This is a genomic window from Paraburkholderia sp., from assembly GCF_050742655.1.
GTDB lineage: Bacteria > Pseudomonadota > Gammaproteobacteria > Burkholderiales > Burkholderiaceae > Paraburkholderia.
The window spans coordinates 144116-165554 of record NZ_JBOIGG010000017.1 but is presented as its reverse complement, the minus strand read 5'-3'; the positions used below and the strand labels follow the sequence as shown (position 1 = coordinate 165554).

29 protein-coding genes are annotated in these 21439 nt (G+C 61.8%); 25 read left to right on the top strand and 4 right to left on the bottom strand.

The features are described from left to right. Positions 1-9 precede the first annotated feature (9 nt). From rplX to dsbD, 19 genes are all read left to right on the top strand, one after another. Positions 10-318 carry a 50S ribosomal protein L24 gene (gene rplX / locus ACREXZ_RS23125; protein WP_133651025.1) on the top strand — a complete coding sequence of 103 codons (309 nt, stop codon included), beginning with the start codon at positions 10-12 and terminating at the stop codon, positions 316-318. Positions 319-334: 16 nt separating this feature from the next. Beyond that, positions 335-874, top strand: coding sequence for a 50S ribosomal protein L5 (rplE, locus tag ACREXZ_RS23120; protein ID WP_091019622.1), 540 nt, complete (start codon positions 335-337; stop codon positions 872-874). Between the two features lie 7 nt (positions 875-881). Next, a complete protein-coding gene (rpsN, locus tag ACREXZ_RS23115; protein ID WP_431766433.1) occupies positions 882-1187 on the top strand; it encodes a 30S ribosomal protein S14 in 306 nt (101 codons plus the stop codon). Positions 1188-1201: 14 nt separating this feature from the next. Beyond that, a complete protein-coding gene (rpsH, locus tag ACREXZ_RS23110) occupies positions 1202-1597 on the top strand; it encodes a 30S ribosomal protein S8 (protein WP_091019626.1) in 396 nt (131 codons plus the stop codon). A gap of 18 nt (positions 1598-1615) precedes the next feature. Continuing rightward, positions 1616-2146 carry a 50S ribosomal protein L6 gene (rplF, locus tag ACREXZ_RS23105; RefSeq protein ID WP_431766432.1) on the top strand — a complete coding sequence of 177 codons (531 nt, stop codon included), beginning with the start codon at positions 1616-1618 and terminating at the stop codon, positions 2144-2146. Positions 2147-2158: 12 nt separating this feature from the next. Further along, complete coding sequence (rplR, locus tag ACREXZ_RS23100) at positions 2159-2524, top strand: 50S ribosomal protein L18 (protein ID WP_094778387.1); 366 nt, start codon at positions 2159-2161, stop codon at positions 2522-2524. A 14-nt stretch (positions 2525-2538) separates the two neighbouring features. Next, a complete protein-coding gene (rpsE, locus tag ACREXZ_RS23095; protein ID WP_173256845.1) occupies positions 2539-3057 on the top strand; it encodes a 30S ribosomal protein S5 in 519 nt (172 codons plus the stop codon). 11 nt (positions 3058-3068) lie between these two features. Continuing rightward, complete coding sequence (rpmD, locus tag ACREXZ_RS23090) at positions 3069-3251, top strand: 50S ribosomal protein L30 (RefSeq protein WP_042626366.1); 183 nt, start codon at positions 3069-3071, stop codon at positions 3249-3251. 22 nt (positions 3252-3273) lie between these two features. Continuing rightward, positions 3274-3708, top strand: a complete 435-nt coding sequence (gene rplO / locus ACREXZ_RS23085) for a 50S ribosomal protein L15 (RefSeq protein ID WP_431766431.1) — start codon at positions 3274-3276, stop codon at positions 3706-3708. A gap of 46 nt (positions 3709-3754) precedes the next feature. Then, complete coding sequence (secY, locus tag ACREXZ_RS23080; protein ID WP_431766430.1) at positions 3755-5101, top strand: preprotein translocase subunit SecY; 1347 nt, start codon at positions 3755-3757, stop codon at positions 5099-5101. 8 nt (positions 5102-5109) lie between these two features. Continuing rightward, complete coding sequence (gene infA / locus ACREXZ_RS23075) at positions 5110-5328, top strand: translation initiation factor IF-1 (RefSeq protein ID WP_004521905.1); 219 nt, start codon at positions 5110-5112, stop codon at positions 5326-5328. 20 nt (positions 5329-5348) lie between these two features. Beyond that, complete coding sequence (gene rpmJ, locus ACREXZ_RS23070) at positions 5349-5465, top strand: 50S ribosomal protein L36 (protein ID WP_004199844.1); 117 nt, start codon at positions 5349-5351, stop codon at positions 5463-5465. A 41-nt stretch (positions 5466-5506) separates the two neighbouring features. Further along, complete coding sequence (rpsM, locus tag ACREXZ_RS23065) at positions 5507-5872, top strand: 30S ribosomal protein S13 (protein ID WP_012434566.1); 366 nt, start codon at positions 5507-5509, stop codon at positions 5870-5872. Between the two features lie 28 nt (positions 5873-5900). Then, the gene (gene rpsK, locus ACREXZ_RS23060; protein WP_006052224.1) at positions 5901-6305 is read left to right on the top strand and encodes a 30S ribosomal protein S11; all 405 of its coding nucleotides are present in this window, start codon (positions 5901-5903) and stop codon (positions 6303-6305) included. A 146-nt stretch (positions 6306-6451) separates the two neighbouring features. Further along, positions 6452-7075, top strand: coding sequence for a 30S ribosomal protein S4 (gene rpsD, locus ACREXZ_RS23055; RefSeq protein ID WP_431766429.1), 624 nt, complete (start codon positions 6452-6454; stop codon positions 7073-7075). A gap of 124 nt (positions 7076-7199) precedes the next feature. After that, on the top strand, positions 7200-8177 hold the full coding sequence (locus tag ACREXZ_RS23050) for a DNA-directed RNA polymerase subunit alpha (protein ID WP_091019650.1): 978 nt from the start codon (positions 7200-7202) through the stop codon (positions 8175-8177). 140 nt (positions 8178-8317) lie between these two features. Next, on the top strand, positions 8318-8713 hold the full coding sequence (gene rplQ, locus ACREXZ_RS23045; protein ID WP_431766428.1) for a 50S ribosomal protein L17: 396 nt from the start codon (positions 8318-8320) through the stop codon (positions 8711-8713). Between the two features lie 207 nt (positions 8714-8920). Further along, entirely contained in the window at positions 8921-9232 is a 312-nt protein-coding gene (cutA, locus tag ACREXZ_RS23040; protein WP_431766427.1) for a divalent-cation tolerance protein CutA, read from the top strand. Then, on the top strand, positions 9225-11093 hold the full coding sequence (gene dsbD, locus ACREXZ_RS23035; protein WP_431766426.1) for a protein-disulfide reductase DsbD: 1869 nt from the start codon (positions 9225-9227) through the stop codon (positions 11091-11093). The genes cutA and dsbD overlap by 8 nt, the downstream gene beginning before the upstream one ends. Positions 11094-11165: 72 nt before the next feature. Here dsbD and hemB read toward each other — a convergent pair whose 3' ends face one another. Then, positions 11166-12164, bottom strand: coding sequence for a porphobilinogen synthase (gene hemB / locus ACREXZ_RS23030; protein ID WP_431766425.1), 999 nt, complete (start codon positions 12162-12164; stop codon positions 11166-11168). A 253-nt stretch (positions 12165-12417) separates the two neighbouring features. Beyond that, on the bottom strand, positions 12418-13077 hold the full coding sequence (yihA, locus tag ACREXZ_RS23025) for a ribosome biogenesis GTP-binding protein YihA/YsxC (RefSeq protein ID WP_431766450.1): 660 nt from the start codon (positions 13075-13077) through the stop codon (positions 12418-12420). Positions 13078-13282: 205 nt separating this feature from the next. Here yihA and ACREXZ_RS23020 point away from each other — a divergent pair, with 205 nt between their 5' ends. The 5 genes from ACREXZ_RS23020 (at position 13283) to msrQ (ending at position 19383) form a co-directional block, all read left to right on the top strand. Continuing rightward, positions 13283-13936 (top strand): c-type cytochrome, encoded by a 654-nt coding sequence (locus ACREXZ_RS23020; protein WP_431766424.1) that lies wholly within the window; start codon positions 13283-13285, stop codon positions 13934-13936. Between the two features lie 123 nt (positions 13937-14059). Beyond that, entirely contained in the window at positions 14060-16270 is a 2211-nt protein-coding gene (locus tag ACREXZ_RS23015) for a cytochrome c biogenesis protein ResB (protein ID WP_431766423.1), read from the top strand. A 4-nt stretch (positions 16271-16274) separates the two neighbouring features. After that, a complete protein-coding gene (gene ccsB / locus ACREXZ_RS23010; protein WP_431766422.1) occupies positions 16275-17492 on the top strand; it encodes a c-type cytochrome biogenesis protein CcsB in 1218 nt (405 codons plus the stop codon). A 167-nt stretch (positions 17493-17659) separates the two neighbouring features. Further along, positions 17660-18655, top strand: coding sequence for a protein-methionine-sulfoxide reductase catalytic subunit MsrP (gene msrP, locus ACREXZ_RS23005; RefSeq protein WP_431766421.1), 996 nt, complete (start codon positions 17660-17662; stop codon positions 18653-18655). Between the two features lie 11 nt (positions 18656-18666). Next, a complete protein-coding gene (gene msrQ, locus ACREXZ_RS23000) occupies positions 18667-19383 on the top strand; it encodes a protein-methionine-sulfoxide reductase heme-binding subunit MsrQ (protein ID WP_431766420.1) in 717 nt (238 codons plus the stop codon). 96 nt (positions 19384-19479) lie between these two features. Here the strand turns inward: msrQ and lysA are convergent, their stop codons facing one another. Next, positions 19480-20742 carry a diaminopimelate decarboxylase gene (lysA, locus tag ACREXZ_RS22995; RefSeq protein ID WP_431766419.1) on the bottom strand — a complete coding sequence of 421 codons (1263 nt, stop codon included), beginning with the start codon at positions 20740-20742 and terminating at the stop codon, positions 19480-19482. An 8-nt stretch (positions 20743-20750) separates the two neighbouring features. Beyond that, positions 20751-21077, bottom strand: a complete 327-nt coding sequence (gene lptM / locus ACREXZ_RS22990; protein WP_431766418.1) for an LPS translocon maturation chaperone LptM — start codon at positions 21075-21077, stop codon at positions 20751-20753. A gap of 35 nt (positions 21078-21112) precedes the next feature. On the opposite strand from lptM, the gene cyaY reads away from it, so the two are divergent. Next, positions 21113-21430, top strand: a complete 318-nt coding sequence (gene cyaY, locus ACREXZ_RS22985; protein ID WP_431766417.1) for an iron donor protein CyaY — start codon at positions 21113-21115, stop codon at positions 21428-21430. Positions 21431-21439: the final 9 nt, after the last annotated feature.

Genomic DNA, 21439 nt, shown 5'->3' with positions numbered 1-21439 from the left:
GGGGTCGAGATGAACAAGATTCGCAAGGGTGATGAAGTCATCGTTGTCACCGGCAAGGACAAGGGCAAGCGCGGCGTCGTGCTGGCCATCGGCGAAGAGCATGTGACCGTCGAGGGCATTAACATCGCCAAGAAGCATGTCAAGCCGAATCCGATGAAGGGTACGACGGGCGGCGTGGAAGCTAAGACGATGCCGTTGCATATTTCGAACGTCGCGCTGGTCGACGCGAATGGCAAGCCGTCGCGTGTCGGCATCAAGGTCGAGGGAGACAAGAAGGTTCGTTTCCTGAAATCGACCGGTGCAGTGCTGAGCGCCTGACGCAGCGGAGTAAAAAATGGCACGTTTGCAAGAATTTTACAAAGAGAAGGTCGTTCCCGGTCTGACCGAGAAATTCGGTTACAAGTCCGTGATGGAAGTGCCGCGCATCACCAAGATCACCCTGAACATGGGTCTTGGCGAAGCCGTCGCTGACAAGAAGATCATCGAAAACGCTGTTGGCGATCTGACGAAGATCGCCGGTCAGAAGCCGGTGATCACGAAGGCGCGCAAGGCAATTGCCGGCTTCAAGATCCGTCAGGGCTACCCGATCGGTGCGATGGTCACGCTGCGTGGTCAGGCAATGTACGAATTTCTGGACCGTTTCGTGACGGTTGCGCTCCCCCGTGTGCGCGACTTCCGTGGCGTGTCGGGTCGTGCGTTCGACGGTCGCGGCAACTACAACATCGGTGTGAAAGAGCAGATCATTTTCCCCGAAATTGACTACGACAAGATCGACGCGCTGCGTGGGCTGAACATCAGCATCACGACGACTGCGAAGACTGACGACGAAGCAAAGGCACTGCTCGCCAGCTTCAAGTTCCCGTTCAGAAACTGAGGTTACCGTGGCTAAACTGGCACTGATCGAACGTGAAAAGAAGCGCGCCCGCCTTGCCGCGAAGTTCGCACCGAAGCGCACTGCGCTGAAGGCGATCATCGACGACCAAAGCAAGTCGGACGAAGAGCGCTATGCGGCGCGTCTGGAATTGCAGCAACTGCCGCGCAATTCGAACCCGACCCGTAAGCGCAATCGTTGCGCGATTACTGGTCGCCCGCGCGGCACGTTCCGTAAATTCGGCCTTGCGCGTAACAAGATTCGCGAAATCGCGTTCCGCGGCGAGATCCCTGGCCTGACCAAGGCGAGCTGGTAATAGGAGAGACGTAAATGAGCATGAGTGATCCTATCGCCGATATGCTGACTCGCATCCGCAATGCGCAGATGGTCGAGAAAGTGTCGGTGACTATGCCCTCGTCGAAAGTCAAGATTGCGATTGCGCAGGTCCTGAAGGACGAAGGCTATATCGACGATTTCGCAGTGAAGTCAGAAGGTGCGAAGTCGGAACTGAATATTGCGTTGAAGTACTACGCTGGCCGTCCGGTTATCGAGCGCCTTGAGCGCGTATCGAAGCCCGGTCTGCGCGTGTACCGCGGCCGCAACGACATTCCCCAGGTCATGAATGGCCTTGGTGTGGCGATTGTTTCGACGCCGAAGGGCGTGATGACGGACCGCAAGGCGCGCGCTACAGGCGTGGGCGGCGAAGTCATCTGCTACGTCGCTTAAGCCGAAGGGAGAAGAAACATGTCTCGAGTAGGTAAAAGCCCGATCACGCTGCAAGGCGCGGAAGTGGCCCTCAGCGGCGAGAGCATCACCGTCAAGGGTCCGCTCGGTACGATTTCGCGGATCGGCAACAGTCTCGTGAAGGTGGTGATTGACAGCGGCGTCGTGAAGTTCGAGCCGGCTGACGAAAGCCGCGAAGCAAATGCGATGTCGGGCACGATGCGCGCGCTGGTAGCGAACATGGTGCTCGGTGTCACGAAGGGTTTCGAGCGCAAGCTGACGCTGGTTGGCGTCGGTTATCGCGCACAGGCGCAAGGCGACAAGTTGAACCTGTCGCTGGGTTTCTCGCACCCGGTGGTGCACCAGATGCCGGAAGGCGTGAAGGCTGAAACCCCATCGCAGACCGAAATCGTGATCAAGGGAATCGACAAGCAGAAGGTCGGCCAGGTAGCTGCGGAAGTGCGCGGTTACCGCCCGCCCGAGCCCTATAAGGGCAAGGGTGTGCGCTATGCCGACGAGGTCGTGATCCTTAAAGAAACGAAGAAGAAGTAAGGGTGCGCAATCATGGATAAGACTCAATCTCGCCTGCGCCGCGCTCGTCAGACGCGTATCAAGATCGCTGAGCTGCAGGTCGCGCGTCTCGCCGTGCATCGCACGAACACGCACATCTATGCACAGGTGTTCTCGCCGTGCGGCACCAAGGTGCTCGCCAGCGCGTCGACGCTCGAAGCCGAAGTGCGTGCGCAACTGGCCGACAAGACGGGCAAGGGCGGCAACGTCGCCGCTGCCACGCTGATCGGCAAGCGCATCGCAGAAAAGGCTAAGGCTGCCGGCATCGAATCCGTCGCCTTCGACCGCTCAGGTTTCCGCTACCACGGCCGCGTGAAAGCGCTGGCTGATGCAGCGCGCGAAGCCGGGCTCAAGTTCTAAGGGAAGAATTCGTCATGGCAAAGATGCAAGCGAAAGTTCAGGCTGACGAACGCGACGACGGCCTTCGTGAAAAGATGATCTCGGTCAATCGCGTGACCAAGGTCGTGAAGGGTGGTCGGATTCTCGGCTTTGCCGCACTGACCGTGGTCGGTGATGGCGATGGCCGCGTCGGTATGGGCAAGGGCAAGGCGAAGGAAGTGCCGGTTGCCGTCCAGAAGGCAATGGAACAGGCTCGTCGCAACATGTTCAAGGTGCCGCTCAAGAACGGCACGCTGCAACACGAAGTGCACGGCAAGCACGGCGCATCGAAGGTCCTCCTCGCTCCGGCGAAGGACGGTACCGGTGTGATCGCCGGCGGCCCGATGCGTGCTGTGTTCGACGTGATGGGCGTGCAGAACGTTGTGGCGAAGAGCCACGGTTCGACGAATCCGTACAACCTCGTTCGTGCAACGCTCGACGGTCTGCGCAAGCAGTCCACGCCGGGTGACATCGCGGCGAAGCGTGGTAAGTCCGTCGAAGAAATTCTGGGCTAAAGGTGGGCACCATGTCTGAAAAAACTGTCAAGGTTCAGCTCGTCAAGAGCCTGATTGGGACCCGCGAAACGCATCGTGCAACGGTGCGTGGCTTGGGCCTGCGCCGACTCAACTCCATCAGTGAGTTGCAGGACACGCCGGCGGTCCGCGGCATGATCAACAAGGTCTCGTACCTCGTTAAGGTCATTGGCTAAGGCTTCCGACTAGGAGTTGATAATGGAATTGAATAACCTGAAGCCGGCAGAAGGTTCGAAGCACGCGAAGCGTCGCGTCGGCCGCGGCATCGGCTCCGGCCTCGGCAAGACCGCAGGTCGTGGTCACAAGGGCCAGAAATCGCGTTCGGGCGGCTTCCACAAGGTAGGCTTCGAAGGCGGTCAAATGCCGCTGCAACGTCGCCTGCCGAAGCGTGGCTTCACGTCGCTGACGAAGCAATTCGTTGGTGAAGTGCGCCTCTCCGATCTGGAAAAGCTGCCGGTCGATGAGATCGATCTGCTCGCGTTGAAGCAAGCCGGCCTCGTCGGCGAACTGACGCGCAGCGCCAAGATCATCGCGACGGGCGAGCTGAAGCGGAAGATCGTGGTGAAGGGCCTGGGTGCGACGAAGGGCGCGCGTGCTGCGATTGAAGCAGCAGGCGGTTCTTTTGCCGAGTAACGAGCAAGTCGGTTGCCGTCACTAGCATTTGCATCGGAGAAGGTACTTGGCTAACAGCCCGAGTCTCGCAAAACCTGGTCGAAGCGCGGCGAAGTTCGGCGATCTGCGTCGGCGAGCAGTGTTTCTGCTGCTGGCGCTGATCGTCTACCGAATTGGCGCGCACATTCCGGTGCCGGGTATCGACCCGGACCAGCTGGCGAAGTTGTTCCAGAGCCAGTCGGGCGGCATCCTTGGCATGTTCAACATGTTCTCGGGCGGCGCGCTTTCGCGATTTACGATTTTCGCGCTGGGGATCATGCCGTACATCTCGGCGTCGATCATCATGCAGTTGCTGGCGATCGTATCGCCACAGCTCGAAGCGCTGAAGAAAGAAGGGCAGGCGGGGCAGCGGAAGATCACGCAGTACACACGGATTTTCACTGTCTTGCTGGCGACGTTCCAGGCGTTCGGTATTGCGGTGGCGCTCGAGAATCAGCCAGGGCTGGTCCTCGATCCGGGGATGGTGTTCCGGCTGACGACCGTCGTGACGCTCGTGACGGGCACGATGTTCCTGATGTGGCTCGGCGAGCAGATCACGGAGCGCGGTCTCGGTAACGGTATCTCGATCATTATTTTCGGCGGGATCGCGGCGGGTTTCCCGAATGCGATCGGCGGGCTGGTCTCGCTGGTGCAAACCGGCGCGATGGGGCCGGTGTCCGCGATTATCGTGGTCGCGCTGATCGCAGCTGTGACGTATCTGGTGGTGTTCATCGAACGCGGCCAGCGCAAGATCCTCGTGAACTATGCGAAGCGTCAGGTCGGCAACAAGATTTACGGTGGCCAGTCATCGCATCTGCCGCTGAAGCTGAACATGTCGGGCGTGATTCCGCCGATCTTCGCATCGTCGATCATCCTGTTCCCGGCAACGATCCTGAACTGGTTCAGCTCGGGATCGCGTACCGGGTGGTTCTCGGACACGCTGCATAACGTGGCCGAGGCGCTGAAGCCCGGTCAACCGGTGTATGTGTTGCTGTACGCGTTGGCGATCGTGTTCTTCTGCTTTTTCTACACTGCGCTGGTGTTCAACAGCAGGGAAACGGCCGACAACCTGAAGAAAAGTGGCGCGTTCGTTCCGGGTATTCGTCCGGGCGATCAGACGGCTCGATATATCGACCGCATTCTCACGCGTTTGACGCTGGCGGGTGCGATCTACATCGTGTTCGTCTGTCTGCTGCCGGAATTTCTGGTGCTGCGCTGGAATGTGCCGTTTTATTTTGGTGGAACGTCGCTGCTGATCATTGTCGTCGTCACAATGGATTTCATGGCGCAGGTACAGTCGTACGTTATGTCGCAACAGTATGAATCGCTGCTGAAGAAAGCAAACTTCAAAGGCGGCGGCGTCCCGATGCGCTGAAAGGACATATGGCCAAAGACGATGTAATCCAGATGCAGGGCGAGGTCATTGAAAACCTGCCCAACGCTACCTTTCGGGTGAAGCTGGAAAACGGCCATGTCGTATTGGGACACATATCCGGGAAGATGCGGATGCACTACATCCGTATCCTTCCTGGCGACAAGGTGACGGTTGAATTGACGCCTTACGATCTGTCGCGTGCGCGGATCGTCTTCCGGGCGAAGTGATTTGAAAAAAGGGTAATATCATGAAAGTGATGGCATCGGTTAAGCGCATTTGCCGCAATTGCAAGATCATCAAGCGCAAAGGCGTTGTGCGCGTGATTTGCAGCTCTGATCCGCGCCACAAACAGCGTCAAGGCTGAACGCCGCGCTTTTGCTTGCGCTTTTTGTTTGAGGAAAAACAATGGCTCGTATCGCAGGGGTTAACATCCCGAACCACCAGCACACCGAAATCGGCTTGACGGCGATTTATGGTGTTGGCCGCACGCGTTCGCGCGACATTTGCGTCGCTGCTGGTGTGGCATTTTCGAAGAAGGTCAAGGACCTGAACGACGCAGACCTCGAAAAGCTGCGTGAAGAAGTCGGTAAGTTCATCGTCGAAGGCGATCTGCGCCGTGAGACGACGATGAACATCAAGCGCCTGATGGATCTGGGCTGCTACCGTGGCGTACGCCATCGCAAGGGCCTGCCCCTGCGTGGTCAACGCACGCGTACGAACGCCCGTACGCGCAAGGGTCCGCGTCGTGCAGCGCAATCGCTGAAGAAGTAAGCGGGACTGACAGTTACAGGAAAATGTAATGGCTAAGGCTTCGAACAACTCCGCGGCGCAACGCGTTCGCAAGAAGGTCAAGAAGAACGTCGCCGAGGGCGTGGTTCACGTTCACGCGTCGTTCAACAACACCATCATCACGATCACCGATCGTCAAGGCAACGCGCTTGCCTGGGCGACGTCGGGTGGCCAGGGCTTCAAGGGTTCGCGTAAATCGACCCCGTTTGCAGCCCAGGTGGCGGCCGAGTCGGCTGGCCGCGTGGCGATGGAATACGGCGTAAAGAACCTCGAAGTGCGGATCAAGGGCCCCGGCCCCGGCCGCGAGTCCGCGGTGCGCGCGTTGCATGGTCTTGGCATCAAGATCACCGCGATCTCCGACGTGACGCCGGTTCCGCACAACGGTTGCCGTCCGCCGAAGCGTCGTCGTATCTAAGACGCCGCGCTTGCTCATGCCTGTTGCCGCCTCGGGCGTCGACAGGCTTGTGCATTATGAATTGACTAAGCCCACCGTTCGGCCCAAAGGGTTCGGACTAGCGTGAAGGCAGGTTTTCACGTGATCAATCACAGAAGGAACGCAAAGTGGCACGTTATATCGGCCCTAAAGCCAAGTTGTCCCGCCGTGAAGGCACTGACCTCTTCCTGAAGAGCGCCCGTCGTTCGCTCGCTGACAAGTGCAAACTCGACAGCAAGCCTGGCCAGCACGGCCGCACGTCGGGTGCCCGTACGTCCGATTACGGTACGCAGTTGCGCGAAAAGCAGAAAGTGAAGCGCATCTACGGCGTGCTCGAGCGCCAGTTCCGCCGCTACTTCGCGGAAGCGGACCGCCGCAAGGGCAACACCGGCGAAACGCTGCTGCAACTGCTCGAATCGCGTCTCGACAACGTCGTCTACCGGATGGGTTTCGGTTCGACGCGTGCTGAAGCGCGCCAGCTCGTGAGCCACAAGGCGATCACGGTGAACGGCCAGGTTTCGAACATTCCGTCGCTGCAGGTCAAGTCTGGCGACATCGTGGCAGTCCGCGAACAGTCGAAGAAGCAGGCCCGTATTCTCGAGGCGCTGTCGCTGGCTGAGCAGGGCGGCCTGCCGAGTTGGGTCGCTGTCGATTCGAAGAAGTTCGAAGGCACGTTCAAGCAAATGCCGGAACGCAGCGACATCGCTGGCGATATCAACGAAAGCCTGATCGTCGAATTGTATTCGCGGTAATCGGATTAACGGCCGGGGCACCCTGATTGCGCTGAGCAAGGGGGCGTCTCGGCTGGTTATTTTCAGGTTGTTACCGGTCAGCCTTATCGGTGTAACGAGCCGAGGGTATTGAAAAGGAAAACCTATGCAAACCAGTTTGTTGAAGCCCAAGATCATCGCAGTCGAATCGCTGGGCGAGAGCCACGCGAAAGTGGTCATGGAGCCGTTTGAACGCGGCTATGGCCACACCTTGGGTAACGCGCTTCGGCGTGTGTTGCTGTCGTCGATGATCGGTTACGCGCCGACCGAAGTGACGATCGCAGGCGTTGTGCACGAATACTCGACGCTCGACGGTGTGCAGGAGGACGTGGTCAACCTGTTGTTGAACCTGAAGGGTGTCGTATTCAAGTTGCACAATCGTGACGAAGTGACCGTCACGTTGCGCAAGGAAGGCGAAGGCCTCGTGACCGCTGGCGATATCGAACTCGCGCACGATTGCGAAGTGATCAACCCGGACCACGTGATCGCGCATCTGTCGAAGGGCGGCAAGCTCGACGTGCAGATCAAGGTCGAGAAGGGCCGCGGCTATGTGCCGGGCAACGTGCGTCGCTACGGCGAGGAATCGGCCAAGATCATCGGCCGTATCGTGCTGGACGCATCGTTCTCGCCGGTTCGCCGCGTGAGCTATGCCGTCGAGAGCGCGCGTGTCGAACAGCGTACTGACCTCGACAAGCTCGTGATGAACATCGAAACCAACGGTGTGATTTCGCCGGAAGAAGCGATCCGTCAGTCGGCCCGCATCCTCGTCGATCAGCTGTCGGTGTTCGCTGCGCTGGAAGGTACCGAAGCAGCGGCCGAAGCGCCGTCGCGCGCGCCGCAGATCGATCCGATCCTGCTGCGTCCGGTGGACGATCTCGAGCTGACGGTTCGTTCGGCGAACTGCCTGAAGGCCGAGAACATCTACTACATCGGCGACCTGATCCAGCGTACGGAAAACGAGCTGCTGAAGACGCCGAATCTGGGCCGGAAGTCGCTGAACGAGATCAAGGAAGTACTCGCTTCGCGTGGTCTGACGCTCGGCATGAAGCTCGAAAACTGGCCGCCGGCTGGTCTCGACAAGTAACATCGCACGCTGTACCGCGACTGGCAAAGACGCGGATTTTCCTTTAAAATCCACGTCTTGCCTTTTCACTACCGGCCCGTGCTACCCACAAGGGAAGCGATAGAAGAGCTGGATCAAAACTTTGAATCAAAGGAAATGAAATGCGTCACCGTCATGGTTTGCGGAAACTGAACCGCACGAGCAGCCACCGTCTGGCAATGCTCCGTAACATGTCCAACTCGCTGATCGAGCACGAAGTCATCAAGACTACGCTGCCGAAGGCGAAGGAACTCCGTAAAGTCGTCGAGCCGCTGATCACGCTCGGCAAGAAGCCGTCGCTGGCCAACCGTCGTCTGGCATTCAACCGCCTGCGTGACCGTGATTCGGTCGGCAAGCTGTTCGACGTGCTCGGCCCGCGTTTCGCGAATCGTCCGGGTGGCTACCTCCGTATCCTGAAGTTCGGTTTCCGCGTCGGCGATAACGCACCGATGGCGCTGGTCGAACTGCTGGACCGTCCGGAACCAGTCGAAGCCGACAACGTTGCTGAAGCCGAATAAGCGAAAAGCGACAGCAGTCGAACTGCATAAAAAGCCAGGCTCTTGCCTGGCTTTTTTATTTCCCGGGCGCGATCAACACGGCAGAACGCGCCAGCCAGCGCGACCGATAGCCGCACCGCCTGCCGGCAGACGCACGGTACCCAGTGTTACGATAACGCTCTGATTTCCCGCCGCCGGAGCCTGTGCGTGAGCCTGAATGTGACCTTGATGCTGACGACGGTGCCCGATGCGGAGATCGCCCGGAAGCTCGCGTCCGACGTCCTGGCCGCACGTCTTGCCGCCTGCGTGACGCAACTGGGCCATGTGCAGTCGATTTACCACTGGCAAGGCAAGATCGAATCCGCCTACGAGATCCAGGTGCTGTTCAAGACGAGCGTCGCCCGCGCGCCGGAGCTCGAGCAGTTCATTCAATCACATCACCCGTACGAGACGCCCGAAATCCTGTCTTGGCAAGCCACCGCATCGGTCGCGTACGGGCAGTGGGTTAACGCCGAAACGCAACGCACTATTCATGTTTAACCGTATAGACCGGCGATCGCGCGGCACCGCGCCCATCCTCGCCATCATTCTCACGCTGTTCGCGCTCGTCCTGCTGTCGGCGAACATCGCACGTGCCGCCGACGACTTCCTCGATCCCGCCGATGCATTTCGCTTCAGCGCGAGCGAGACACCCGGCGTCGTCGACGTTCACTACAAGATCGCCGACGGCTACTACATGTATCGCGAGCGCTTTGCGTTTGTGGTGAAGGGCGGCGCGGCGACGCTCGGCGATCCGCAGTTGCCCGCCGGTCACGTGAAGTTCGATCAGACGTTCGGGAAGAACGTCGAGACCTACCGCGGTGAGTTGACCATCCACGTTCCGGTCAAGCAGGCTGCAGCCGGTTTCGATCTCGCGGTGACGTCGCAGGGATGTGCCGATGCGGGCATCTGCTATCCGCCGATGGCGCGTGTGTATCACGTCAGCGGCGCCGCGCTGCAGGCGGCTAGTGGCGGTGCACCCGCACAGTCGACCGCAAAGCCCACCGGTTCGAACGACGGCGCGTCCTGGTACGAGCGCGCCACCAGTGCCGACTACGCGCAGTCGCTGCTCGAGGGCGGCGGCTTTTTCACGATCGTCGGGCTGTATTTCATCGCGGGCATCGTGTTGAGCCTGTTGCCCTGCTCGTATCCGATGATTCCGATCCTGTCGGCGATCATCGTCGGTGAAGGTGCGCGCGTGACGCGTGCACGCGGGTTCTCCCTGTCGCTCGCGTACGTGATCGGGATGGCGCTCGTCTACACGGCACTCGGTATTGCGGCTGCGCTGGTCGGCCAGAGCCTCGGTGCGTGGCTGCAGAATCCGTGGGTACTTGGCACGTTCGCCGTGCTGCTGACCGCTTTCGCGTTGACGCTGATGGCCGGTTTCGACATCGTGCTGCCGCAGCGCTGGCAGGACGGCGCATCGCGTGTCTCGCAGGGACGTCAGGGCGGCCGGTTCGCCGCGGTCGCCGTGATGGGTGCGCTGTCCGCGCTGGTCGTTGGCGCCTGCATGACGGCCCCGCTGTTCGCGGTACTCGCCTTCATCGCACACACGGGCAATGCGTGGCTCGGCGGCGCGGCATTGTTCTCGATGGGCATCGGGCTGGGTGTGCCGCTGCTCGTGATCGGTCTCGGTGCCGGCACGCTGCTGCCGCGTGCGGGCGCGTGGATGGACGGCGTGAAGGTGTTCTTCGGCGTCGTGCTGCTGGCGGCCGCGTTGTGGATCGTCTGGCCGGTGCTTGGTGCCGTCGCGCAAATGCTGTTGAGTGCCGTGTGGCTGCTCGTCGCGGCAGCGTCACTGGGGCTGTTTGCGTCGCCTGCGGCCGGTGTCTCGCTAGGGCGCAGGTTCGCGCGTGGCATCGGTGCGGCGCTCGCGGTCTGGGCGACGGTGCTGCTCGTCGGGCTCGCGGCGGGATCGGCCGATCCGTTGCGGCCGCTCGCCGTGCTGGCCGCTCGCGGTCCGGTGACGGGTGCTGGTGGCGCGGCAGCCCAGCCAGATCTGACGTTCGCGCCGGTCCGCTCGTCGCAGCAACTCGACCAGGCGGTCGCGGCCGGCGCACAGCCGACGATGCTCGATTTCTACGCGGACTGGTGCGTGAGTTGCAAGGAGATGGAGAAATTCACGTTCAGCGACCCGCGTGTGCTGGCGCGGCTCAAACAGCTGAACCTGCTGCGGGCGGACGTGACCGCGAATAACGCCGACGATCAGGCGCTGCTGAAACGCTTCAAGCTATTCGGGCCGCCGGGCATCATCTTCTTCGATCGTAGCGGGAAGGAAGTGCTGCGCGTCGTCGGGTATCAATCGGCGGACGAATTCCTGCGCAGCCTCGACCGTGCGACGGTGCCGTCGCCGCAGACCTGAAGGCCGCGGTCGCCCAATAAAAAAGCGCTGTAATCCAGCGCCTTTTTTACAACGAGACAAACCCGCGCCGGATCAGCGCTGCGCCTTCAGCAAACGCGCGGCATCGAGCGCGAAGTAGGTCAGCACGCCGTCCGCGCCAGCCCGCTTGAACGCGAGCAGCGCTTCCATCATCGCCTTGTCGTGATCCAGCCAGCCGTTCTGCGCGGCAGCCTTGAGCATCGCGTACTCGCCGCTCACCTGATACACGTAGGTCGGAAAGCCGAACTCGTCCTTCACGCGCCGCACGATATCGAGGTACGGCATGCCGGGCTTGACCATCACCATGTCGGCGCCTTCGTCAATATCGGCTTGCACTTCGCGCAGCGCTTCGTCGGTGTTGGCCGGGTCCATCTGGTAAGTCATCTTGTTGCTCTTACCCAGATTCGTCGCCGAGCCGACCGCGTCGCGGAATGGACCGTAGAACGCGGACGCGTATTTGGCCGAGTACGCCATGATCCGCGTATGAATATGGTCGTCGCTCTCCAGCATTTCGCGGATCGCGCCGATGCGCCCGTCCATCATGTCCGACGGAGCGACGATGTCGACGCCGGCCTCGGCCTGCGCGCGCGCCTGATCGACGAGGATCTCGACGGTCTCGTCGTTGATCACGTAGCCGTTTTCGTCGAGGACACCGTCCTGACCATGGCTCGTGTACGGATCGAGCGCGACGTCGGTCAGCACGCCCAGTTCGGGAAAGCGCTTTTTCAGCTCGCGGATCGCGCGCGGAATCAGACCGGCTTCGTTGGTCGCTTCGCGGCCGTCCGGCGTTTTAAGCGCGGGCTCGATGGCGGGGAACAGCGACAGCACAGGCACGCCCAGCGACACGCACTGCTCGGCGACGCCCATCAGCAGATCGACCGACACGCGTTCGACGCCCGGCATCGACGGCACAGCCTGCCGCTCGTTATTGCCTTCGACGACGAATACCGGATAGATCAGGTCGTTGGTCGTAAGAATGGTCTCGCGCATCAGGCGGCGCGAGAAGTCGTCGCGGCGCATGCGGCGCGGACGATGATGCGGGTAGAAGCTCATAGCAAATGTCGTAGAGGTGATAAAAAAGCCCTGCCTCCGCGTCCCGGACGCCTCCCGGAAACTTTTTGAGACAATGGTATATCATACCGATCGAGCAAGGCGCCATGCGCTGACCTCCCCGCTTCTCCTCCCTGAGCGGGTGCCTGTCGTTTTTCGATTAGGCTGTTTGACCCGCCGTTAAAGCGGCGGGTTTTTTTATGGGCGAACGAAAATGCGTCGCCGCGTCGCCGCCCAGCCGCCTCGAAACGACGCATTATGAACCGGCCCCGGTGCTCGGCTCATCGACCTCGGTCGGCGCGATCCAGCTTTCGATCAGCGCGTGCGCCTCGTCCAGTCCAATCCGTTTCAGCGACGAAAAGAGTTGCGCGCTGAGCTCGCCTTCGTAGCCCGCATTCTTGTACTCGGTCAGTCCTTTTTGCGTGGTCCGCAGCGCATTGACGCTTTCCTGCCGCGTCAATTTGTCGCATTTGGTCAGCAGCGTGTGGATCGGTTTGCCGGTGGGCGCAAACCATTCGATCATCCGGCGGTCGAGTTCGGTGAGAGGACGTCGCGAGTCCATCATCAGGATCATGCCGCGCAGCTGCGCACGCGACTGCAGATAGCTGGACAGCAGCGCCTCCCAGTGCGCCTTCGCCGCGCCGGGCACTTCGGCATAGCCGTAGCCCGGCAGATCGACGATATGGCCCGTAGGCTCGTCCGCAGGGCCGACAGAGAAGTAGTTGATATGCTGCGTGCGGCCCGGCGTCTTGCTGGCGAAGGCAAGCTGCTTCTGGTTGCACAGCACGTTGATCGCCGTCGATTTGCCCGCATTCGATCGTCCCGCGAACGCCACCTCCGGCTGCGGCGTGGGCGGCAGGTCGCGCAGGTGATTGACCGTGGTGAGAAAGCGGGCTTGGTGGAGCAGGAAGGCCATGAAGGAACCAGAGAGGAGACGCGGAGGGAGCCCTGATCGGGCCGGGACATGCCCGACTGGCGTCTTGGCGATTAGCGAGTTATTGTACAATACGTCGGTTTACTGGAGACCAGCGAGGCTAGTGCGCAAGGCTTTGCGGAGTTAATCGGTCACCGTCGTATTTTGCAGAACCTCTAATTCCCACAAGACGAAACAGGGTGTGCGAATGAATCGACTGGGCAAGTTTCTGGTGGTACTTCACACAGCAGCAGGTCTCTCAGTTTTAGCGGTACAGGCAAGAGCAGCAGATCCGGCCAAGCCGGACGTCAACAGGGGACAGGCAATCGCGGCGCAGGTATGCGCGACATGTCACGGAGCAGATGGAAACAGCGCCGGCGGCGCGTATCCGAAGCTCGCGGGTCAACATCCCGAGTATCTGATCAAGCAGCTCAAGGATTTCAAGACGCAGCCGGGCGCAAAGCAGCCCGCGCGCAACAATGCGATCATGGCGGGCATGGCGGCTGCGTTGTCGGACCAGGATGTGGTCAACGTCGCGACGTATTTCTCCGAGCAGACACCGAAGCCCGGTTATGCGCACAACAAGGATACGGTTGCGCTCGGACAGAAGATTTATCGTGGCGGGATCGCCGAGAAGGGTGTGCCGGCATGCGCAAGCTGCCACGGCCCGACCGGTCAGGGCATTCCGTCGCAGTATCCGCGGCTGTCGGGTCAGTGGTCGGACTACACGGTCGCGCAGTTGACCGCGTTCCAGCAGGGCCCGGGAGCGCGTAACAACAACGAAGCGATGCATACGATCGCGCAGCGTCTGTCGGATAGCGAGATCAAGGCAGTCGCCGATTACATCGCGGGCTTGCACTAAACCGGCAGTCCGCACGCAAGTGCCGCCGGCCCCCGGGGCCGGTCAGAAAACAAGAAAAGGGTGGGGGCGTCGTGCTCGTAGCGACCGCCCTTCACCCTTTTTTGCTGTTCAGCTGGAGTTTGAATGAGCGTCACCACGTCGGGTTTGCAGTTGAAGTCGGGCCAGCGGGCCGTACGCACTACAGTCGAACTGCTCAGTTCGATGCGCTTCGCGATCGCGCTGCTCGTGATCCTGGCGATCGCGAGCATCATCGGCACCGTGCTGACCCAGGACGACCCGTACCCCAACTACGTCAATCAGTTCGGCCCGTTCTGGGCGGACATCTTCCGCTCGCTGTCGCTGTACAACGTGTACAGCGCGTGGTGGTTCATGCTGATCCTCGGCTTTCTGGTCACGTCGGTTTCGCTGTGCGTGATCCGCAACGCGCCGAAGATGATCGCCGACATGAAGAGCTGGAAGGACAAGGTGCGCGAAGGCAGTCTGCGCGCGTTCCATCACAAGGGTGAATTCGCGGTCGGGGGCACACGCGCCGATTCGGCGGCGCTGCTCTCGAGGCTCGTCGGCAAACTCGGCTACAAGTTCGTCACGCGCGAGAGCGAAGGCGCGACGCTGATCGCGGCGAAGCGCGGCGCGCTGACGAAGATCGGCTACATCTTCGCGCATGTCGCGTTTGTCGTGATCTGCATCGGCGGTCTGCTCGACAGCAATCTGCCGATCAAGCTGCAGATGTGGCTGTTCGACAAGACGCCGATCCGCGGCAACACGGTGATCAACGAGATTCCGCCCGAGCATCGTCTGTCGCAGTCGAACCTCACGTTCCGCGGTTACGCGTGGGTGCCCGAAGGCCAGTACGTCTCGACGGCGATCCTGAACCAGCAGGACGGTTCGCTGATCCAGGACCTGCCGTTCTCGATCGAGCTGAAGAAGTTCATCGTCGATTACTACTCGACCGGCATGCCGAAGCTCTTCGCGAGCGACATCGTCGTGATCGATCACAAGACGGGCGCGAAGATTCCCGCGCGCGTCGAAGTGAACAAGCCGTTCACGTACGACGGCGTATCGATCTATCAATCGAGCTTCCAGGACGGCGGCTCGCAGATGCAGATGACCGCGTACCCGATGGTCGGCGGCACCGTGAAGACGATGCCCGTCACCGGCACGATCGGCAATTCGGTGCCGCTGGCGGCGAGCATGCCGGGCGCGAACGGCCAGACGGTAGAGTTCGCGGATTTCCGCGCGATCAACGTAGAGAACATCTCAAACGGCAGCGGGCAAAACGATGTGCGTGGCGTGACCGCGCACCGCACGCTGAAAGAAGCGTTCGACGAGCGGCTCGGCTCCGGCGCGAAGACCTCGAAGCCGCTCGACCTGCACAACGTCGGCCCGTCGATGCAATACAAGGTGCGCGACAAGGACGGCCAGGCGCGCGAATACAACAACTACATGCTGCCCGTCGATGTCGGCGGCGAGCGGATGTTCCTCGCCGGCATGCGGGCCAATCCGGGCGACCCGTTCCGCTATCTGCGCATTCCGGCCGACGCCGGCGGCTCGGTGAAGGAATGGATGAACCTGCGCGCGGCGTTCCAGGACCCGGCGCTGCGTGCCGAGGCGGCGCGGCGTTTCGCCGCACGTTCGGTGCCTGATGCGAACCGCGACTTGCAGCAGCATTTGCAGGACAGCGCCGAAAGGGTCTTGACCCTCTTTGCGGGCGACGATGCGAATACCACCGCCGCAGCCGGCGGCCAGACCGTCGGCGGCTTCCAGGCAGTGGCGGGTTTCATCGACCGGTCGGTGCCGAAGGCGGAGCAGGAAAAGGCCGCCGGGCTGCTACTGCGGATGCTCGAAGGCGCGACGTGGGACCTGTGGCAACTGGACCGTGCACAGATCGGCGAGGCGCCTGCGACACCCGGCGCAGACACGAGCCGCTTCCTGCAGAGCTCGATCAACGCGATTTCCGACAGCTTTCTGTATGGATCGCCGGTCTATCTGCAGCTGGATTCATTCAAACAGATCCAGGCTTCGGTATTTCAGCTGACGCGCGCACCTGGCAAAAAAGTCGTGTATCTTGGCAGCCTGCTCCTCGTGCTGGGCATCTTCTCGATGTTCTACGTCCGCGAACGGCGCCTGTGGTTCTGGCTGAAAGACAGTGAGCGCGGCGTCGACATCGTGATGGCGATGTCCAGTGCACGCAAGACGCTCGATTTCGAAAAAGAGTTTGCCCGGACGCGCGACGCTGTCGGTGCGGCGCTGGGCGTCAAACCGACCGACGCATCCGGTACAGCCGGCGCCCCCAGCGCGCCGCCGTCCGCAAGCTCACCCGATACGACCCGGTAAGAACATGGATCTGACCCAAGCCTCCACTCCCTCTTCGCGGCCGGCCGCCTCTAGCCGCCCAGCGACGCCCGCCGTCCAGCCCGCCGACCCGGCGCTGCTCGACGAACGGTCGTTCCTGAAGCGTCTGCGTCCGTCCGACTGGCTGTTCGCGATCGCGCTCGTCGCCGGCGCGGGTTTCGCGCTGTCGCGTTACCACGCGTTCATGAACTACTACGACAAGCTGGTGCTGGTGTGCGCGGTGCCGGCGATGATCGTGCTCGGCTGGCGCTGGAAGCCTGCGCGTCTGCTGATGGCCGGCATCGCCGTGCTGTCGCTGTTCGCGATCCAGACGTATCACGGCGACCTCACACGGGCCGATACCGCGTTCTTCCTGAAATATTTCCTGTCGAGCCAGTCTGCGATCCTGTGGATGAGCGCGTTGTTCGTGCTCGCCACGCTGTTCTACTGGATCGGCCTGCTGTCGCGTTCGCCGACGGGCGCCGCGATCGGCTCGAAGATGACGTGGGCCGCAGTGCTGATGGGCTTCGTCGGCCTGATGGTGCGCTGGTACGAGTCGTACCTGATCGGCGCGGACGTCGGCCACATTCCGATCTCGAACCTGTATGAAGTATTCGTGCTGTTCAGTCTGATCACGGCGCTGTTCTACCTGTACTACGAACGCCACTACAACACGCGGGCGCTCGGCGCGTTCGTGCTGCTGATCATCAGCGCAGCCGTCGGTTTCCTGATGTGGTATTCGATCGCACGCGACGCGCAGCAGATCGAGCCGCTCGTCCCCGCGCTGCAAAGCTGGTGGATGAAAATTCACGTGCCGGCGAACTTCATCGGCTACGGCAGCTTCGCGCTGTCGGCGATGGTCGGCGTCGCGTATCTGGTCAAGGAGCGGGGCGTTCTCGCCGATCGTCTGCCGGCGCTCGACGTGCTCGACGACCTGATGTACAAATCGATCGCCGTCGGCTTCGCGTTCTTCACGATCGCGACGATTCTCGGCGCGCTGTGGGCCGCCCAGGCGTGGGGCGGCTACTGGAGCTGGGACCCGAAGGAAACTTGGGCGCTGATCGTCTGGCTGAATTACGCCGCGTGGCTGCACATGCGGCTGATGAAGGGCCTGCGCGGCGCGATCGCCGCGTGGTGGGCGCTCACGGGCCTGCTGGTCACGACCTTTGCATTCCTCGGCGTCAACATGTTCCTGTCGGGGCTGCATAGCTACGGCAAGCTGTAAGATCCGCCGCGCTGCGACGACTCAATAACCGCCAGTGCCTCGCACTGGCGGTTTTTTTATTCTGGCGATGGATGATTCCGGCTGTTGGCGGCGTTCACCTGAACGTAGCCCGCAAAAACGGGCGGAATGGACATCGGAACGGCGTGCGGCGCCATGGAGCGGTCAACATGTGGATCAAGCGAGCGAGCGGCATCGCGGTGCGCGGCGAAGGCATTGCGCCCAGCGACATTACGCCAAGGGCAGTATTCGAGAACCGGCGGCGCGTGCTGCAGGCAGCGGGCGCGATCGCGCTCGGCGGGTTGGTTGGTGTGAACGGCCAGGCGCTGGCGGCATACACATCGCCGGACAGCAAGGCGCAGAAGCTTGCCGCGAAGACGAACCCGAAATTCACCGTGCTGGACAAGGTGACGCCCTACAAGGACATCACCACGTACAACAACTTCTACGAGTTCGGTACCGACAAGAGCGATCCCGCGCAGAACGCGGGCACGCTGCGGCCGAGGCCATGGCGCGTGAGTGTCGAGGGCGAGGTGAAGAACGCGAAGGTCTACGACATCGACGAGCTGCTGAAACTCGCGCCGCTCGAGGAGCGCGTGTACCGGCATCGCTGTGTCGAGGGCTGGTCGATGGTGATTCCGTGGATCGGCATTTCGCTGTCCGAGTTGATCCGCCGGGCGCAACCGACCGGCAACGCGAAGTACGTGCAGTTCATCACGCTGGCCGACCCGTCGCAGATGCCGGGTCTCTCGCAGCCGATTCTCGACTGGCCGTATTCGGAAGGGCTGCGGATGGACGAGGCGATGAATCCGCTGACGCTCCTCACGGTCGGTCTCTACGGGCAGGTGCTGCCGAACCAGGACGGCGCACCGATCCGCATCGTCGTGCCGTGGAAGTACGGGTTCAAGAGCGGGAAGTCGCTGGTGAAGATCCGCTTCGTCGAGAAGCAGCCGGATACGAGCTGGAATAAGTACGCGCCGCAGGAGTATGGTTTTTACTCGAACGTGAATCCGAACGTCGATCATCCGCGCTGGAGCCAGGCGACCGAACGGCGGATCGGCGAGGATGGTTTCTTCACGCCGAAACGCAAGACGCTGATGTTCAACGGCTACGGCGATCAGGTCGCGTCGCTGTATCAGGGCATGGACCTGAAGAAGTTCTTCTGAGCCGACCGATCATGCCAACCGATACGTCGACCGTTCCCCGCAGCGACGCGTCCCGCGCGCCGGCTGCGACCTCCGGCTCTAGCGCTGCTGCCGCCCGGCGCCAGCCAGCCGTCGGCGTCGGCCACTGGATCGTGCCCGCGAAGATCGCCGTGTTCATCGCCGCGTGGTATCCGCTCGCGCGCATCGTGCTGTTCGGTCTGACTGACCGGCTCGGCGCGAACCCGATCGAGTTCATCACGCGCTCGACCGGCCTGTGGACCCTCGTGTTCCTGTGCATCACGCTCGCGGTCACGCCGCTGCGCCGCCTGACCGGCATCGCCGCACTGGTCCGCTTTCGCCGGATGCTGGGTCTGTATGCGTTCTTCTACGCGACGCTGCACTTCACCACGTACGTGTGGTTCGACAAATGGTTCGACGTTGCGGAGATGCTGAAGGACATCGGCAAGCGGCCGTTCATCACGGTCGGCTTCGCGGCGTTCGTTCTGCTGATTCCGCTCGCGATCACGTCGCCGCGCGCGATGGTGCGCAAGCTGGGGCGCCGCTGGCAGACGCTGCATCGCGCGATCTACGTGATCGGTGCGCTGGCGATCCTGCATTTCTGGTGGATGAAGGCCGGCAAGCACGACCTGCTGCTGCCGAAGATCTACGGCGCGATTGTCGTGGTGCTGCTCGGCTGGCGGCTCGCGGTGTGGTTGAAGGCGCGCGTCGCGCAGCGGGCGAAGGCGTGAACTGACCGGCTCCAGAAAACAAAAAAAGCGATGCGTTGATGCATCGCTTTTTTCATGTCGCCGTGCACATCGGGACGGCTGCTTATCTCAGCAGAATCACGCCGGCAAAACCGACTCGCCCGCGAATAGCTCCGGCACCGTCTCGCGCGCGCGGACCACGTGCGCCGCGTCGCCGTCGACCATGACTTCGGCCGCGCGCGGGCGCGTGTTGTAGTTCGAGCTCATCGCGAAGCTGTACGCACCGGCCGAGCGGATCGCGAGCAGATCGCCTGCTTCGACGGCCAGGTCGCGGTCGCGGCCGAGCCAGTCGCCGCTCTCGCATACCGGGCCGACCACGTCGTAGCGATGCGCGGCCACGTCGCGCTGCACGACAGCGTCGATCGCGTGATACGCGCCGTACATCGCGGGACGGGCGAGATCGTTCATCGCCGCATCGACGATCGCGAAGTTCTTTTCCTCGCCCGGCTTCAGGAATTCGACGCGCGTGAGCAGCACGCCTGCGTTGCCGACGAGCGACCGGCCCGGCTCGAAATAGACCTCGCGATGGCCGTGGCCGCGCGCTTCGATCCGGTCGAGCAGCATGCGGACGAACTCGCCGATGTCCGGCGGCGTTTCGTCGGCATAGGTGATGCCGAGGCCGCCGCCGACGTCGATGTGTTTGATCGTCACGCCGTCGGCTTCGATTTGCCCGATCAGTTCGAGCAGCTTGTCGACCGCGTCGAGGTACGGCGCGATTTCGGTGATCTGCGAGCCGATGTGGCAGTCGATCCCAACCACGTCGAGATGCGGCATCGCCGCGGCCGCGCGATAAGTGGCGCGCGCTTCGTCGAACGCGACGCCGAACTTGTTCGACTTCAGCCCGGTGGAAATGTACGGATGCGTCTTCGCGTCGACGTCCGGATTCACGCGCAGCGACACGGGCGCCGTGCGGTCCATCTCGCCGGCAACCGCATTCAGCCGATCGAGCTCGGGAATCGACTCGACGTTGAAGCATTTGACGCCGGCCGCAAGCGCGTCGCGCATTTCGGCTGCGCTCTTGCCGACGCCGGAGAACACCGTGTTTTCCGCCTTGCCGCCGGCCGCGAGCACGCGGGCGAGTTCACCGCCCGACACGATGTCGAAGCCGGCGCCCAGTCGCGCGAACACGTTGAGCACGGCGAGGTTGCTGTTCGCCTTGACGGCGACGTGGACCGTCGCGCGACGTCCCGCGCACGCGCCGGTGTAGGCCTGCCACGTCGCAGTGAGCGCCGCGCGGGAATAGACGTACAGCGGCGTGCCGAACTGGTCGGCGAGCGAAACGGTGGACACGCCTTCGGCGTGCAGCACGCCGTCGACATACTCGAATGCTGATTGAGTCATGCGAAGCTTTACTGAGTGGTGAGAGTGCCGGAAGACGGTTGCGGCGTCGATGCAGCAGCGTCGGAAGCCGGTGCGTTGCGCAGTTCGCTATCGGTCGACAGCGATAGCGGCGTGCCCGATGTATCCGGCACGGTGCCCGATGCGGTTTCCGAATCTGGTTTGACGTCGTCGGGCGACGGCGTGGCGGGTGGCCGGGTTTGTTCGACCGGCCTGGCCGGCAGCGGCGGCACGGTAGGCAGATAGAGCGCGCCGCGTTGACCGCAGCCGCTTAATGCGCCACCTGCGAGAATGGCCAAAGCCGCTACAATCGCGCTCATCCGGAAGACGACTCGCATGACTGTCCCTGAATAATCAATCATTGGAGTTTAGCATGTCCGATCATGAATACCTGACCCGCGCAGAGGCCGTACTCACGGTCGTGGAACGCACACTCGACGACACGGAAGCCGACATCGAATTCGAACGCAGCGGCAATGTGCTGACGCTCGAATTCGAGAACGGAACGAAGATTATCGTGAACCTGCAGCCGCCGATGCGCGAGATCTGGATCGCCGCGAAGTCCGGCGGTTTCCACTTCCGTTTTACCGACGGCGAATGGCGCGACACGCGCAGCGGCACGGAATTTTTCGCGGCGCTGTCCGATTACGCGACCCAGCAGGCCGGCGAGCCGGTCCGCTTCAAGCCGTAGCCGCGGCAG

Bases quoted from the DNA above. Each gene is read 5' to 3' on its own strand.
- rplX (WP_133651025.1), top strand. From the start codon at position 10: ATGAACAAGATTCGCAAGGGTGATGAAGTCATCGTTGTCACCGGCAAG.
- rplE (WP_091019622.1), top strand. From the start codon at position 335: ATGGCACGTTTGCAAGAATTTTACAAAGAGAAGGTCGTTCCCGGTCTG.
- rpsH (WP_091019626.1), top strand. From the start codon at position 1,202: ATGAGCATGAGTGATCCTATCGCCGATATGCTGACTCGCATCCGCAAT.
- rplF (WP_431766432.1), top strand. From the start codon at position 1,616: ATGTCTCGAGTAGGTAAAAGCCCGATCACGCTGCAAGGCGCGGAAGTG.
- rplR (WP_094778387.1), top strand. From the start codon at position 2,159: ATGGATAAGACTCAATCTCGCCTGCGCCGCGCTCGTCAGACGCGTATC.
- rpsE (WP_173256845.1), top strand. From the start codon at position 2,539: ATGGCAAAGATGCAAGCGAAAGTTCAGGCTGACGAACGCGACGACGGC.
- rpmD (WP_042626366.1), top strand. From the start codon at position 3,069: ATGTCTGAAAAAACTGTCAAGGTTCAGCTCGTCAAGAGCCTGATTGGG.
- rplO (WP_431766431.1), top strand. From the start codon at position 3,274: ATGGAATTGAATAACCTGAAGCCGGCAGAAGGTTCGAAGCACGCGAAG.
- infA (WP_004521905.1), top strand. From the start codon at position 5,110: ATGGCCAAAGACGATGTAATCCAGATGCAGGGCGAGGTCATTGAAAAC.
- rpmJ (WP_004199844.1), top strand. From the start codon at position 5,349: ATGAAAGTGATGGCATCGGTTAAGCGCATTTGCCGCAATTGCAAGATC.
- rpsM (WP_012434566.1), top strand. From the start codon at position 5,507: ATGGCTCGTATCGCAGGGGTTAACATCCCGAACCACCAGCACACCGAA.
- rpsK (WP_006052224.1), top strand. From the start codon at position 5,901: ATGGCTAAGGCTTCGAACAACTCCGCGGCGCAACGCGTTCGCAAGAAG.
- ACREXZ_RS23050 (WP_091019650.1), top strand. From the start codon at position 7,200: ATGCAAACCAGTTTGTTGAAGCCCAAGATCATCGCAGTCGAATCGCTG.
- rplQ (WP_431766428.1), top strand. From the start codon at position 8,318: ATGCGTCACCGTCATGGTTTGCGGAAACTGAACCGCACGAGCAGCCAC.
- cutA (WP_431766427.1), top strand. From the start codon at position 8,921: ATGCTGACGACGGTGCCCGATGCGGAGATCGCCCGGAAGCTCGCGTCC.
- dsbD (WP_431766426.1), top strand. From the start codon at position 9,225: ATGTTTAACCGTATAGACCGGCGATCGCGCGGCACCGCGCCCATCCTC.
- hemB (WP_431766425.1), bottom strand. From the start codon at position 12,164: ATGAGCTTCTACCCGCATCATCGTCCGCGCCGCATGCGCCGCGACGAC.
- yihA (WP_431766450.1), bottom strand. From the start codon at position 13,077: ATGGCCTTCCTGCTCCACCAAGCCCGCTTTCTCACCACGGTCAATCAC.
- ACREXZ_RS23020 (WP_431766424.1), top strand. From the start codon at position 13,283: ATGAATCGACTGGGCAAGTTTCTGGTGGTACTTCACACAGCAGCAGGT.
- ACREXZ_RS23015 (WP_431766423.1), top strand. From the start codon at position 14,060: ATGAGCGTCACCACGTCGGGTTTGCAGTTGAAGTCGGGCCAGCGGGCC.
- ccsB (WP_431766422.1), top strand. From the start codon at position 16,275: ATGGATCTGACCCAAGCCTCCACTCCCTCTTCGCGGCCGGCCGCCTCT.
- msrP (WP_431766421.1), top strand. From the start codon at position 17,660: ATGTGGATCAAGCGAGCGAGCGGCATCGCGGTGCGCGGCGAAGGCATT.
- msrQ (WP_431766420.1), top strand. From the start codon at position 18,667: ATGCCAACCGATACGTCGACCGTTCCCCGCAGCGACGCGTCCCGCGCG.
- lysA (WP_431766419.1), bottom strand. From the start codon at position 20,742: ATGACTCAATCAGCATTCGAGTATGTCGACGGCGTGCTGCACGCCGAA.
- lptM (WP_431766418.1), bottom strand. From the start codon at position 21,077: ATGCGAGTCGTCTTCCGGATGAGCGCGATTGTAGCGGCTTTGGCCATT.
- cyaY (WP_431766417.1), top strand. From the start codon at position 21,113: ATGTCCGATCATGAATACCTGACCCGCGCAGAGGCCGTACTCACGGTC.